A 14639-nucleotide genomic window follows, 5' to 3' on the forward strand; every position below is an offset into this window, starting at 1 on the left:
ATCGGTACGGTCTGACGCGTGACCGACCTCCCCGTCCTGGATCCCGAGGAGCAGCGGGTCCTCGGCAGCCTGCTCGAGAAGCAGGTGACCGTGCCGGCGTCCTACCCGCTGACCATGAACGCCCTGCGCACCGCGTGCAACCAGTCCAACAGCCGCGAACCCGTGACCGACTACGACGAGCAGGTCGTCGAGCAGGTCGGCCGCCGGCTCAAGGAGAAGGGGCTGCTCCGGATCGTCTGGTCGGACACCGGACGGCGCACGCTGAAGTACCACCAGACGCTCGACGAGGCGCTCGGGCTGGCCGACGACGAGCGAGCGCTCGTGACCGTGCTGCTGCTCCGCGGCCCGCAGGCACCCGGCGAGCTGCGGACCCGCACCGAGCGGCTGCACCAGTTCGCCGACCGGGGTGCCGTCGAGGACACGCTGCGCGGGATGGCCGAGCGCGGCCTGGTCCGCGAGCTGCCACGGCGCAGCGGGGATCGCGACAGCCGCTGGGTGCATCTGCTCGGCGACCTGCCGACGGAGGGTGCCGCGGCGCCCGCCGCGCCCGCCGTCGACCGGGACAGCGTGCTCGCCGCGGGCGGCGACGCGCGGGACGCCCGGGTGCGCTCGTCGTACGACGCGGTCGCCGGGGCGTACGCCGACCACCTCGTCGAGGAGCTCCGCGCGCTGCCGTTCGAGACCTGGCTGCTCGACCGCGTGGCCGGGCACGCCGACGGCGGGCCGGTCGTGGAGGTCGGCTGCGGGCCCGGCCACGTCACGGCGTACCTCGCCGAGGCGGGCGCGGACGCCACCGGCATCGACCTCTCGCAGGGGATGGTCGAGGAGGCGCGGCGGCGCTACCCCGACGGTGCCTACGAGGTCGGCGACCTGCGCCGGCTGATGCGGCCGACGTCCGCGCCGGGCTGGTCGGCCGTGCTCGCGTGGTACTCGCTGATCCATCTCGCGGCGTCCGAGGTGCCCGCCGCGGTGGAGGCGCTGGCGCGGCCGCTGGCCCCCGGCGGCTGGCTGGTCGTCGCCCTGCACGCCGGCGCAGAGGTGCGCCACCACGACGACTGGTTCGACGTACCGATCGACCTCGACTTCGTGTTCCACGAGCACGCCGACGTCGTCGCGCTCGTGCGGGCCGCGGGGCTGGTCGACGTCGAGTGGTACCACCGCGGTGCGCTCGAGCACCGGGGCGAGGCGAGCGAGCGGCTGTACGTCGTGGCGCGCAAGCCGTCGTGATCTCCTAGCGGCCGGTCCCGTCGCGCCGGAGCCGGCGGGCGAGGTACCGCGCGGTGGCGCTTCCGGGCGCCGTGGCGACCTCGGCCGGAGGGCCGGTGGCGACCACGCGCCCGCCCGCGTCCCCACCGCCGGGGCCGAGGTCGATGACCCAGTCGGCCGACGCGATCGTGTCGAGGTCGTGCTCGACCAGGACGACCGTGTTGCCGGCATCGACGAGCCGGTGCAGCTGCTGGAGGAGCAGGGCGATGTCGGCGGGGTGCAGCCCCGCCGTGGGCTCGTCGAGCAGGTAGAGGGCGTGGCCGCGGTGAGCGCGCTGGAGCTCGCTCGCGAGCTTGATGCGCTGGGCCTCGCCGCCGCTGAGCTCGGTGGCCGGCTGGCCGAGCCGCAGGTAGCCGAGGCCGACGTCGCGGAGGGTCTCGAGGGCGCGCGCGGCAGCCGGGACCTCGGCGAGGAGCTTCGCGGCGTCGTCGACCGACATCGCCAGCACCTCCGCGATGTTCCTGCCGTGCCACGTGACCTCGAGCGTCTCGTCGTTGTAGCGCGCGCCGTGACAGGCCGGGCACGGCGCGTAGGTGCCGGGCAGGAACAGCAGCTCGACCGCGACGAACCCCTCGCCCTGGCAGGTCTCGCAGCGGCCCTCGGCGACGTTGAAGGAGAACCGACCGGCCGTGTAGCCGCGTGCGCGAGCCTCGTCCGTAGCGGCGAAGAGCCGGCGCACGGCGTCGAACATCCCGGTGTACGTCGCCAGGTTGGACCGCGGGGTGCGGCCGATCGGTCGCTGGTCGACGAGGACCAGCCGGTCGAAGTCGTCGACCGCCTCCTCGGCGAGCACCTGCGTCACAAGCGTGGACTTCCCGGACCCGGAGACTCCCGTGACCGCGGTCAGCACGCACAACGGCACCTCGACGGAGACGCCCTGCAGGTTGTGGCGGCTCACGCCGCGCAGGTGCAGCCAGCCCTGCGGGTCGCGGCCGCGGCCCTCGACCGGCTGCGCGCGCCCGAAGAGGTGGTGGCCCGTGGCCGAGGCCTCGACCTCCTCGAGGCCGGCGACCGGGCCGCTGTAGAGCACTCGTCCGCCGCCCTCGCCCGCACCCGGGCCGATGTCGACGACCCAGTCGGCGCGGCGTACGACGTCCAGGTCGTGCTCGACGACGAAGAGAGAGTTCCCGGACGCCTTCAGGCGGTCGAGGACGTCGAGCAACGGCTCCGCGTCGGCCGGGTGCAGGCCGGCGGAGGGCTCGTCGAGCACGTAGACGACGCCGAACAACCCGGATCGCAGCTGGGTGGCGATCCGCAGGCGCTGCGCCTCACCGGGCGACAGGGTCGTCGAGGAGCGGCCGAGGCTGAGGTAGCCCAGGCCGAGATCGAGCAGCACCGTCATCCGGGCGACGAGGTCGGCGCAGATCCGCACCGCCACCTCGGTCTGCTCGCCGGAGTCGGCGCTCGACGTGGCGGCGCGGGCCTCGGACAGGTCGGCCGCGGGCCGGAGGAGATCGACGACGCCGATGAGCGACATCTGGTTGACGTCGGCGATCGTCCGCCCGGCGAAGGTCACGGCGAGCGCCTCGGGTCGCAGCCCGCTCCCGTGGCACTCGCGGCACTCGACGCTGCGGACGAACCGCAGCGCCCGCTCACGCATTCGCTCGCTCTTCGAGTCGGCGAGCACGTGCATGACGTGCTTGCGGGCGCTCCAGAAGGTGCCGTGGTAGCCGTAGTCGACCCGGTCCCGCTCGGGCTCGACGAGGACCGACGGCTGCTCGTCGGTGTAGAGCAGCCAGTCGCGGTCCTTCCTCCGCAGTCGGCGCCACGGCCTGTCGATGTCGATGCCCAGGCCGGCCACGACGCTGCGCAGGTTGGCGCCCTGCCAGGCGCCCGGCCACGCGGCGATGGCGCCCTCGCGGATGGTCAGCGACGGGTCCGGCACGAGAAGGTCCTCGGCGACGTCGTGGACCTCGCCGAGCCCGTGGCAGCGCGGGCAGGCACCGGAGACGGTGTTGGGGGAGAAGGCCTCGGCCTCGAGCCGCTCGGCTCCCCGGGGGTAGGTGCCGGCCCGCGAGTAGAGCATCCGCAGCAGGTTGGAGAGCGTGGTGATCGTGCCCACCGTCGAGCGCGAGCTCGGGGCGCCACGCCGCTGCTGCAGCGCCACCGCCGGCGGCAGGCCGGTGATCTCCTGCACGTGCGGTGCGCCCACCTGGTGCAGCAGGCGGCGGGCGTACGGCGCGACCGACTCGAAGTAGCGGCGCTGGGCCTCGGCGTAGAGCGTCCCGAACGCGAGCGAGGACTTCCCGGACCCGGAGACGCCGGTGAAGGCGACCAGCGCGTAGCGCGGGATGTCGACGTCGACGTTGCGGAGGTTGTGCTCGCCGGCGCCCCGGACACGCACGAAGTGGTCGGTTGCATCGTCAGGCACGTCGGCTCCGTACCCATTCGCCCGGTCCGTCTCTTGAGAGCGCTCCCACAGCGGTGTCCGTGGCCCTACGCTGCTGCCGTGAGCGCCCGAGGGAGCGGGTTCTGGGCAGGGGAGCTGGACGGGCTGGTCGGTCGGGACCAGACCCTGGCGACCCTGCGCAGCCTGCTCGACTCCGGCAGCCGGACGGCGGTCGTCACCGGCATCCCCGGGGCGGGCAAGACCTCGGTGCTCGCCGTCGCCGCGCGGGCGTACGCCGCCGAGGGACGCCTCGTGCTGTCCCTGACCTGTCACGACGGTGAGCGCGACCTGCCGTTCGGGGTGCTCGTCGACCTGCTCTCCGCCGCTCCCGGGGCCGAGGACGTCCTCGACCTCGTGCTGCCCACGCCGTCGCGGCCGGCCGCGGTCGACCCGCTGCGGCTGCGGCTCGAGGTCCTCGCCTGGCTGGAGCGCACCAGTGACGCCCAACCCGTGCTGCTGGTCGTCGACGACGCGCAGTGGTGCGACGAGAGCTCGCTGTCGGTGCTCGGGTTCCTGGCCCATCGCCTGGCCGGTTCGAACGCCTCCGTGCTCGTCGCGGCTCGCGGCGACTCCGCTCCGGAGCCGCTGCGCCGACACCCCCAGGTGGCGCTGCGGCCGCTCGCCGATGCCGACGCGAGGGCGCTGCTCAGGCACGCCGGGCTCCGGCTCGACTCGCTCGCGCTGCCGTCGGTGCTCGAGCGCGCGGCCGGCAACCCGCTCGCGCTGCTGGAGCTCGGTCGCGCCGCGGCGTCCGGAGCGGGCAACGACGCGGTCCCGTCGAGCGTGGAGACGGCGTTCCGCGAGCAGCTCGGCGCGCTGCCGGGGCCGACGCTCCACGTGCTGCTCCTCGCGGCCGCCGGCGGCGGCGACCTGCGCGTGCTGGGGCAGGTGGTCGAGCCCGACTCGCTGCTGGCCGCGCTGGCACCCGCCGAGGCCGCCGGGCTGGTGGTCGTGACCGACCACGCCGTGCGGTTCCGCCACCCGCTGGTGCGCTCGGCGACGTACGCGCTCGCCTCCGCGGCCGACCGATCGGCCGCGCACGCCGACCTCGCGACGGCGTACGACGGCGACCCCGAGCGCCAGGCGTGGCACCGCGCCGAGTCGACCGTGGTCCCGGACGAGGCGGTGGCCCACGCTCTCGACGCGGCCTCCGAGCTGGCCCTGAGGCGTGGTGCGAGCGTCGAGGCGGCCCGGCTGATGATGCGGGCCTCCGAGCTGAGCGTGGAGCCCACCGATCGGCACCGGCGGCTCCTGGGCGCGACCCACATCCACACCGGGGCCGGACACTTCGACTGGGCCGCTCGGGTCGGGATCCGGTTGCAGGCGGAGAGCGAGGACCCGGCGATCCAGGCGCGGGCCGCCCACCTCGCGGCGTACGCCCTCGCCCAGACGGAGCGGACCAGTGCCGCCCGGCGGCAGCTGGTCGAGGTGCTCGGCCTGCTGCGCGACGTCGACCTGAACCTGGGGTGGAGCTCGCTCACCACCCTGGCGGTGCTGGCCTACCGGTCCGGCTGGGACGACGGCGAGGTGGAGCGGTGGCTGGAGGTCTACGAGCGGGCGGTCGAGGCGCTCCCGCCCGATCGGGTCCCGCCGATCATCCCCGCGGCCCGGGCGTGGGTCCGGATGCAGGTCGATCCGATCGGTCGACCGCCGGACCTGGTGGCGCTCGTGCGCGAGGCGCCCGTGCTCGACGACATCCCGGAGGTCGCTGCGGGGAACGAGATGCTGCTCGGGGCGACGGCGTGGCTCCTCGACGAGCCGGCCGTCGCGATCGAGCGCCTGGAGCGGTCCCTCGACATGATGCGGCGCGCCGACCAGCCCGGCCAGATGACCCAGACGCTGTCGGCGCTGGCGCTCGTCCAGTTCGCCGTCGGCGACTACGACGCGGTCGACCAGGCCGGCCGGCTCGTGCTCGACATCGCGGAGTCGCGCAACCAGTCGTACGCCATGGTCGACGCCTACGAGGTGCAGGCCAGGGCGGCCGCCATCCGCGGCGACGTCGACCGAGCACGCGAGCTGTGCGGCCGGGTGCTCCAGGAGACCGCGGTCGGCGAGGCGATCGCGCTGGAGGTGATCGTCCGGGTCACGATGTCCTGGGTGCGCCTCGCCGAGAGCGACGTCCAGGGGGCCTGGCACGAGATCCGGTGGATCTTCGACGACGACGGCGAGCCCCGCCACCCGCACATCAGCTACCGCGAGCTCGGCCACTACGCCGCGACCGCGACACGCGCGGGCGCCACCGAGGAGCTGGCCCGGGTCGTGGCGGTCGCCGAGCAGCGCCTCGGGGACGGCCCGTACCACCAGCTGCACCTCGCGCGGGCCCGGGCCTTGCTGGCGGGGGAGGACGCCGAGCCGTGGCACCTCGCCGCGGTCCGGGAGCCGATGTCCCGGCAGTGGCCGTTCGACCTCGCCAACGCCCAGCTCGAGTACGGCGCGTGGCTGCGCCGCCGCCATCGCCAGGCCGAGGCGCGCCTCCAGCTGCAGTCCGCGCTGGAGACCTTCGTCCGCCTGGGCACGCCGGCCTGGCAGGACCTCGCCCGCACCGAGCTGCGCGCGGCGGGTGTCGCGACCGCGGCACCCGAGCCCCTGGCCTGGGCCGACCTCACCGCGCAGGAGCGCGAGGTGGTGCGGCTCGCGGCGTCAGGCAAGACGAACCCGCAGATCGCCGCCGCCCTGTACCTCTCGCCGCGAACCGTGTCGACGCACCTCTACAACGCGTTCCCGAAGCTCGGTGTCACCTCGCGGGGACAGCTGCGCGACGTCGTACCGGTCTCGACGTAGGCATCTACGTCAGTCGTCCGATACCGGGAACGCCGCGGCGCTGGCAGCGTTCCCGGTATGGACCGACGGAGGGTGGGTCGCTCAGCGGGCGGCCTTGCGGATCAGGGCCGTGACCGCCTTCGGGTGACTCATCATCGCGACGTGCGAGCTGTCGATCACGACGGTCTTCGCGCCGGCGCGCTTCGCCATCGCCCGCTCCGCCTCCGGCGGGATGATCCGGTCCTGCTTCGCGACGAGGTACCAGCTCGGGATCGTCTTCCAGGCCGGCTCGCCGGACGGCGTCACCAGCGCGGCGAGGGCACCGGGTCGCTGCGTGGTCGCCATGAAGTCGGTCTGCTTCCGGGTGAGGTCCTGGGCGAACAGGCGGTGGAACCACGCCGGGTCGATGTAGGCGTCGCCGTCGCCCTCGGGCGCGCCGGGGTACGGGCGCACGATGAGGTGCTTCGTCACCGCGGTGTGCCCGCCGCCGAGCTCGTTGGCCGCGGCGACGCTCTCGCCCGCGGCCGGCGCGTACGCCGCGACGTACACGAGGCCTTGCACATGGGGGTTGCCGGTGGCGGCGTTGGTGATCACGGCGCCGCCGTACGAGTGGCCGACGAGGACCACGTCGCCCTCGATCGTCGAGAGGAACTGGCGCAAGTACTCGCCGTCGGAGATCGGCCCGCGCAGCGGGTTGGAGAAGGCGACGACCGGGTAGCCGCGGGCGCTGAGCCGCTCCGAGACGGCCTCCCAGCCGCTGGAGTCGGCGAACGCTCCGTGCACGAGGACGATGGTCGGCTTCGCCGCGCGGTCGGCCGCCGGCGCGGTGGCCGTGTGGGCGGGGGCGACGGTCAGCGACGCGAGCGCGACGAGCGCGGTCGCGGCCGCCAACCGGGTGAGTCTGGAGTTCATGGGTGCCTCCTGGATCGGATCGGACGCCGTCGATGCTTCGCGGTCCGCGCGGGGCGGTGGACCACGTGAGCCACGTAGTCATGACGTCGGGCCTGCTCGGCCGGGAGTCCGAGCAGCGCCACCTGACGCAGCTGATCGGCCGCGCCCGCAACGGGCAGGGCGGCGCGCTGCTCCTGCTGGGGGAGCCCGGCATCGGCAAGTCCGCCCTCCTCGACGACGCTGTGTCCCGCGCTGCCGGAGTGCGACTCCTCCGCCTGGACGGCCACGAGGCCGAGTCGACGATCCCGTACGCCGGCGTGCAGCGGCTCGCGATCCCGCTGCGCCACCACGTCGACGAGCTGCCGGCGCGCCAGCAGGACGCGCTGCGGATCGCCGCGGGCGTCGCCGAGGGCCCGGCGCCGGACCGCTTCCTCGTGGGTCTCGGCGTCCTCGGGCTGCTCGCGACCGCAGCGGAGGTCGAGCCGATCGTCTGTGCGATCGACGACGCGCACCTGCTCGACCAGGAGAGCCTCGAGGTGCTCGCGTTCGTGGCGCGCCGCATCGAGGTCGAGCCCGTCGGGCTGCTGTTCGCGGCGCGCGAGGAGAACGACGTCCGAGCCCGGCTCAGTGGGGTCCGCGACCTGCTCGTCGACGGCCTGGGGCCCGACGCGGCGGTCGGGCTGCTCACCCGGGCCCTGCCCGACCCCGTCGACCCGGCGGCCGCCACCCAGATCGCCCAGGCGACCGGCGGGAACCCGCTCGCGCTCATCGACCTCGCGCAGGAGCTCTCCTCGGACCGGCTGAGCGCGGTCGGCCTGAGCGTCGACCCGGTGCCGATCGGGCGCCGGCTGGAAGGTCATTACGTACGCCGGGTGCGCGCGGCCGGTCCGCGCGTGCAGGAGTGGGTGCTGCTCGCGGCGGCCGACACCAGCGGCAGCGTCGTACTCGTCCGGGCGGCGGCCGAGGTGCTCGGCATCGACGCGGAGACCGGCGACCTCGCGGAGGTGGCCGGCCTGGTGGAGCTCGACGAGTCGGTGCGCTTCCGGCACCCGCTGGTGCGCTCCGCCGTCTACAACGCGGCCACCGGCGCCGAGCGTCGCCGCGTGCACCGCGCGCTCGCCGAGGCGGCCACGTCGCTCGGGCTGGTCGAGCTCGAGGCGTGGCATGCCGCACGCGCGACGCTCGGGGTGGACCCGGCGGTCGCCGACCGGCTCGAGCGCGCCGCCGACCTGGCCGCTGCGCGCGGCGGCCTCGCCTCGCGCTCCACGCTGCTGGCGCGGGCCGCCGAGCTCACGGGGCCGGGGCCGCTGCGGTCGGCGCGGCTCGTCGGCGCCGCGGAGGCCGCCCTCGGGGTCGGCGCCGCCCAGACCGCCCGGGCGCACCTCGACGCGATCGCCCGGGACAGCACCGATCCGATGCTCCGGGGCCGGATCATCCGGGTCGAGTGCCAGCTCGCCATGTTCACGGTCGATGCAACGATGCTGGCCCGCTGCTCGAGCCTGCTCGTCGAGGCCGCCGACCACTTCCACGGCCGCGACCCGGCGCGCGAGCAGGACGCGCTGCTCCAGGCCTTCCAGTTCCTGATGACCGCCGACCGCCGGGCCGAGGGCATCACCCCGACCGAGCTCGGCCGCCGCCTCACCGCCGCGGCGGCGTCCGCGGACGGCGCCTACGCGACCATGCTGACGGGGATGGGCGCGCTCATGCTGCTGCCGTACGCCGAGGCGGTGCCGCTCGTGCGCGCGGCGTTCGACGAGATCGGGAAGCTCCCCGACCACCAGCTGGCCGGCATGGCGTCGGCCATCGGCTCCCTCGGCACGTTCCTCTGGGACGACGGCGGTCGCCGCGACCTCCTGGACCGCGCGTCCGTCGCGGCCCGGCAGGCGGGCGCGCTCAACAACCTCGACGCGCTCCTCTGGGTCTCGTCGCTCTCCGAGCTCTGGGGCGGGACCGTGCGCCGGGCCGTGGAGGACGTCGAGCACGTCCGCGAGGTGCGGCGGGTCATGGGGTACGACGCCGAGAACGTCATCAACGCGTCCGTGATGGCCTGGACCGACTACCCGCGCGAGCTCGTCCATGCCATCGGCGAGGGCGCCGGAGCCGTCGGGTTCGGCGGCGTCTGGGCGGCGGCGGTCGCCACCCTCGCCACCCGCGACCTCGCCGAGGGCCAGTACCGCGACGCCTACGACAAGCTGCTGCCGCTGGTGGAGGAGTCGTTCCTCCAGGTCGGCCCGACGTACTTCCCGGACTTCGTCGAGGCGGCGGCGCGCACCGACCGGCCCGAGGTCGCCGCCCGCTACGTCGCCGACCTCGAGGGGCGCGCCGGGGTCAACGGGTCGGCGTGGTGCGCGGGGCTCGCGGCCCGCTCACGGGCGCTCGTCGCTCCGCCCGAGGAGGCCGAGCAGCACTACCTCGCCGCCCTGGACCACCTGGACGGCACCACGGCGCGGGTGGACCTCGGTCGCACGCACCTGCTCTACGGGGAGTGGCTGCGCCGCGTGCGGCGCCGGGCGGAGGCGAGCCGTCAGCTGGCGCTGGCCCACGCGGTGCTCGAGCAGGCCGGGGCCGACATGTTCCTGCCGCGCGCCCGGGCCGAGCTGGAGGCGACCGGTGCCGCCGTCGACGCCACGGGACCGGCGCCCCACCACGCGCTCACCCCCCAGGAGCTCTCGATCTCCCGCCTGGCCGGCGAGGGCAACACGAACGCGGAGATCGGCGCGCAGCTCTTCATCAGCCCGAACACCGTCGACTACCACCTGCGGAAGGTCTTCCAGAAGCTCGGGATCTCCTCACGCCGCCAGCTCACCGACCGGCTCGACGGCCTCGGGCACTGACGACTACGAGGTTCACGTGGTCCGCGCTCCCGCCTCCGCCGCGACGCTCGTCCTACCCATCGAGCAAAGGAGCCCGCGATGCCGCACGTGACCGCCGACGACGGCGCACAGATCTTCTACAAGGACCTCGGGACCGACGGGACCCCGGTCATCCTCAGCCACGGCTGGCCCCTGAACGCCGACGCGTGGGAGGCCGCCGCGCTCTTCCTCGCCGAGCACGGCCACCGGGTCATCGCCCACGACCGCCGCGGCCACGGCCGCTCGAGCCAGACCTGGCACGGCAACGAGATGGACACGTACGCCGACGACCTGGCCTGCCTGATCGAGAAGCTGGACCTGCACGACCTCACGCTCGTCGGGCACTCGACCGGTGGGGGCGAGATCGTCCACTACGTCGGCCGCCACGGCACCGCCCGCGTCGCGAGGCTCGTGCTGGTCAGCGCGGTGCCGCCGCTGATGCTGCGGACCGACGACAACCCGGACGGCCTGCCCATCGAGGTCTTCGACGGCATCCGGGCGGGGGAGCGGGCCAACCGCTCCCAGCTGTACCGCGACCTTGCGGACGGGCCGTTCTTCGGGCACAACCGGCGCGGCGACGTCGCGCAGGGGTTCCGGGACGCCTTCTGGCTGCAGTCGATGGCGTGCGGGCACCGGGCGGCGTACGAGTGCATCGCGGCCTTCTCGGCCACCGACTTCCGCCCGGACCTCGAGAAGATCGACGTCCCGACGCTCGTGATCCACGGCGACGACGACCAGATCGTGCCGTTCGAGGTCGGCGGGATGCGCTCGGCCGACCTCATCGACGGCGCCGAGCTGAAGGTCTACGAGGGCAGCGGGCACGCGCTGCCCGACACCGACCGCGACCGGTTGCACGCCGACCTGCTCGCCTTCATCGACGGCTGACCGACAGCCGTCCCACCACCCGAGGAGACATCATGACCGACCGTCCGGACACCATCGTCCTCGTCCACGGCCTCTGGATGACGCCACGCAGCTGGGAGGGCTGGGTGTCGTACTACGAGGCCAAGGGCTTCACCGTGCTCACGCCGGCGTACCCGGGCTTCGAGATCGAGGTCGAGGCGCTGCGGGAGAACCCCGACGTCATCGCCAACCAGACCGTCCCCGAGGTCGTCGACCACCTCGCCTCCGTGGTCGAGTCGGTGGCGACGCCGCCGATCATCATGGGGCACTCGTTCGGCGGCACGCTGACGCAGCTGCTGCTGGCGCGCGGCCTCGGCTCGGTCGGCGTGGTCGTCGACTCCGCGCCGACCGAGGGCGTCCGGGTCAACCCGGTCTCCCAGGTGAAGTCGCTCTTCCCGGCGCTGAAGAACCCCGCCAACCGGCACAAGGCGGTCGGGTTCACCGCCGAGGAGTTCCACTACGCCTTCACCAACACCCTCACCGAGGAGGAGTCGCGCAAGGTCTGGGAGCGGTACGCGATCGCCGCCCCGGGCAACTGGGTCTGGGAGTTCGGCCTGTTCGCGAACTTCAAGCCGGGCCACCAGGACACCTGGGTCGACTACGACGCCGACCGGGCGCCCCTGCTCTTCATCGCGGGGGAGAAGGACCACATCATGCCGCCGTCGGTGAACAAGTCGAACTTCAAGCACTACAAGAAGTCGCCGGCCGTCACCGAGTACCAGGAGCTCGAAGGCCGCGACCACTGGACCTGCGCGGCACCGGGCTGGGAGGCGGTGGCCGACCTGGCGCTCGACTGGGCGCTCGACCACGCCCGCACGGACCGGCCGTGGGCCGCCGCCTGACGCCGTAGCGGTCAGGCGAGCGTCAGCACGACGTCGCCGAGGACGGCCGCACCGTCGCGCTCGCCGCCGGCAACGGTGGCCGAGCCGACGATGCGGTCGTCCTCACGCCAGCCCCGGATGCGGATCGTCTCCCCGGGGAAGACCACGCCGGCGAACTTCACGCCGAAGCCGCCGACCTTCGCGGAGTCTCCGTCGAGCAGCTCGTCCGTCAGGGTGCGCAGCACGACGCCGTACGAGCACAGCCCGTGCAGGATCGGGGCGGGGAAGCCGGCCGCCTTCGCGAACTCGGGGTCGGCGTGCAGCGGGTTGCGGTCGCCGCAGAGCCGGTAGAGCAGCGCCTGCTGGGGCGTCACGTCGTACGTCGTGTCCGTGTCCGCGGCGCGGTCGGGCAGCTCGACGGGCTCGGACGAGCCGCGGTCGCCGCCCCAGCCGCCCTCGCCTCGAACGAACATGGACGAGCGGGTGGTCCAGAGCCGCTCGCCGTCGGGCGAGGTGGCGGTGCCCTCCTGCCAGATCACGGCGGCCTTGCCCTTGTCCCAGATCTCGCTGATCCGGGTGGAGACCGTGGCCGAGCCGGACGGGGGGATCGGCCCGGCCACGGAGATCGACTGCGACCCGTGCACGACCTGGGCCAGGTTGATGTCGCAACCGGGCAGGTCGAGCGGCGGCGGGTCGGTGGCGTGGAAGGTCGGAGCGACCACGCCGAAGGACGGCAGCACATGGAGGTCCGGGCCGTCGAGGGTGTAGCGGAGCGCGGCGGGCGACAGGTTGTCGCCCGGCCTCGAGCCCGCGCCGATGCCGAGGTGGTAGAGCAGCACGTCGCTCTGGCTCCACGAGAATTCGGTCGAGCCGAGCTCGGCGCCGATCGCGACGTCGGGATCGATGGGCACTCAGGTCTCCTGTCGGGGAACGGTGGTTTCGAGACGGTTGCTAGCGCAACCTCCTCAACCACCGGGTCAGTGGTTTCGAGACGGTTGCTAGCGCAACCTCCTCAACCACCGGGCTCGGTGGTTGAGGAAGGCGCGCTGGCGCCTGTCTCGAAACCACCGTCGGCGATGGTCTCGGCGGCCAGGTAGCCGAAGGTCAGGGCGGGGCCGATCGTCGCACCGGGGCCGGCGTACGTGTGGCCCATGACGGCCGAGGAGCAGTTGCCGGCGGCGTACAGGCCGGGGATCACGGAGCCGTCGGCCCGCAGCACCCGGGCGTGCTCGTCGGTGACCAGGCCGCCCTTGGTGCCGAGGTCGCCGGGCACGATCTTCACGGCGTAGAACGGTCCCTCGTCGATCGTGTGCAGTGACGGGTTCGGCTTGACGGTCGGGTCGGAGTAGTACTTGTCGTAGGCGCTCTCGCCGCGGTGGAAGTCCTCGTCGACACCCGCCTTCGCGAACCCGTTGAACCGGTCGACGGTGGCGCGCAGCGCGTCGGCCGGGACGTCGATCTCCCCGGCGAGCGCCTCGATCGACGAGGCCTTGCGGATGGTGCCGAGCTTGTACCAGCGGCCGGGGAAGGGCTGACGCGGGAACAGGCCGGCGAAGATGTAGCGGTTGCGGTAGCGCTGGTCGATGATCATCCAGCTCGGCACGTGGCCGACGCCCGTCGCCTCGCCGTCGTACATCGCGTGCACGGCCTCGACGTACGGCAGCGCCTCGTTCATGTAGCGGCGACCGGCCTGGTTGACGATGATCGAGCCGGGCAGGTTGCGCTCGGCGAGCGCGAACCACGGGCCCGACGGCAGCGGGATCGTCGGGCCCCACCACGAGTCGTCCATCAGGTCGGTCTGCGCGCCGGCCGCGATGCCGGCGAGGATGCCGCCGCCGGTGTTGAACTGCGACCCCGTCGTCCAGTCGACCGACGTCGGCTGCGGCTGGTACTTCTCGCGCATCTCGAGGTTGCGCTCGAACCCGCCGCTGCCCAGGATCACGCCGCGCCGCGCTCGGACGACGTGTTCGCTGCCGTCGTGCTGCACGCGGACGCCGACGACGCGGCCGTCCTCGATCACCAGGTCGGTGAGCTCGGTGTCGTAGTGGACGGGCACGCCGGCGTCGGACAGGCCCTTGCGGAGCCCGATCGCGATCGCGTTGCCCATCGCGTACATCTTCTGGCCGCGGAGCAGCGAGACCATCCGGCGCAGGAAGATCTTCATCATCGTGACCGGGCCGCGCAGCGTGCGCAGGCCGAGGCTGATCTTCCGGAAGTCGGCCTGCGTGACGATCATGTTCGCCGGTGCCTTGGTGTACTGCGGGTGCAGCCGCTCGAGCTCGTCGCCGAGGAAGCGCGCGTCCATCGGGACCGGCTCGCAGGAGCGGCCCGCCGGCCGGCCGCCCGGGGCCTCGGGGTGGTAGTCGGCGTACTGCGGCACCCAGGTGAACCGCAGCGGGGTGCGCTCGCGGATGAAGTCGAGGACCTCGGGGCCGCGGTCGAGGTAGGTGTCGCGGCGGACCTTCGGCACCACGTCGCCCACGATCGAGTCGAGGTAGGTGCGCGAGAGCTCCGGGTCGTCGGCCTGCCCGGCCTTCTTCAGCGCGTAGTTGTTGGGGATCCAGACCCCGCCGCCGCTGCGCGCGGTCGAGCCGCCGAAGTACGAGCTCTTCTCGATCAGCACGGTCTCGAGGCCGCGTGCCTGGGCCGCTAGCGCCGCGGTCATGCCGGCGCCACCGGCGCCGACGACCACGACGTCGACGCTCTCCGCCAAGTCCCGCGGAGGGAGGGGGGTCGTCATGGCCAGAAACTGTAACA

At 73.6% G+C, this 14639-nt stretch carries 9 protein-coding genes; 5 read left to right on the forward strand and 4 right to left on the reverse strand.

Annotated features, from left to right (window positions below; genetic code table 11):
- Positions 1–18: 18 nt before the first annotated feature.
- Entirely contained in the window at positions 19–1227 is a 1209-nt protein-coding gene (locus ACFQQI_RS11750; protein WP_378562849.1) for a DUF480 domain-containing protein, read from the forward strand.
- A gap of 4 nt (positions 1228–1231) precedes the next feature.
- On the opposite strand, the gene ACFQQI_RS11755 is transcribed toward ACFQQI_RS11750, so the two are convergent.
- On the reverse strand, positions 1232–3637 hold the full coding sequence (locus ACFQQI_RS11755) for an ATP-binding cassette domain-containing protein (protein WP_378562852.1): 2406 nt from the start codon (positions 3635–3637) through the stop codon (positions 1232–1234).
- Between the two features lie 78 nt (positions 3638–3715).
- On the opposite strand from ACFQQI_RS11755, the gene ACFQQI_RS11760 reads away from it, so the two are divergent.
- Positions 3716–6436, forward strand: a complete 2721-nt coding sequence (locus tag ACFQQI_RS11760) for an AAA family ATPase (RefSeq protein ID WP_378562855.1) — start codon at positions 3716–3718, stop codon at positions 6434–6436.
- Positions 6437–6517: 81 nt separating this feature from the next.
- Here the strand turns inward: ACFQQI_RS11760 and ACFQQI_RS11765 are convergent, their stop codons facing one another.
- Positions 6518–7327 (reverse strand): alpha/beta fold hydrolase, encoded by an 810-nt coding sequence (locus ACFQQI_RS11765; protein WP_378562858.1) that lies wholly within the window; start codon positions 7325–7327, stop codon positions 6518–6520.
- Positions 7328–7392: 65 nt separating this feature from the next.
- On the opposite strand from ACFQQI_RS11765, the gene ACFQQI_RS11770 reads away from it, so the two are divergent.
- From ACFQQI_RS11770 to ACFQQI_RS11780, 3 genes are all read left to right on the forward strand, one after another.
- Positions 7393–10140: an AAA family ATPase gene (locus ACFQQI_RS11770; protein ID WP_378562860.1), complete on the forward strand. Its 2748-nt coding sequence runs from the start codon at positions 7393–7395 to the stop codon at positions 10138–10140.
- Between the two features lie 78 nt (positions 10141–10218).
- Positions 10219–11043, forward strand: coding sequence for an alpha/beta fold hydrolase (locus ACFQQI_RS11775; RefSeq protein WP_378562862.1), 825 nt, complete (start codon positions 10219–10221; stop codon positions 11041–11043).
- Positions 11044–11075: 32 nt separating this feature from the next.
- Positions 11076–11903 (forward strand): alpha/beta hydrolase, encoded by an 828-nt coding sequence (locus tag ACFQQI_RS11780; protein WP_378562864.1) that lies wholly within the window; start codon positions 11076–11078, stop codon positions 11901–11903.
- 11 nt (positions 11904–11914) lie between these two features.
- On the opposite strand, the gene ACFQQI_RS11785 is transcribed toward ACFQQI_RS11780, so the two are convergent.
- Both ACFQQI_RS11785 and kstD read right to left on the reverse strand, forming a co-directional pair.
- A complete protein-coding gene (locus tag ACFQQI_RS11785) occupies positions 11915–12793 on the reverse strand; it encodes a MaoC/PaaZ C-terminal domain-containing protein (RefSeq protein WP_378562866.1) in 879 nt (292 codons plus the stop codon).
- 101 nt (positions 12794–12894) lie between these two features.
- Positions 12895–14622: a 3-oxosteroid 1-dehydrogenase gene (kstD, locus tag ACFQQI_RS11790; protein WP_378562869.1), complete on the reverse strand. Its 1728-nt coding sequence runs from the start codon at positions 14620–14622 to the stop codon at positions 12895–12897.
- Between the last annotated feature and the right edge of the window lie 17 nt (positions 14623–14639).

Origin of the sequence: Nocardioides sp. GCM10030259 (genome assembly GCF_042666375.1) — a bacterium.
Classification (GTDB): domain Bacteria; phylum Actinomycetota; class Actinomycetes; order Propionibacteriales; family Nocardioidaceae; genus Nocardioides.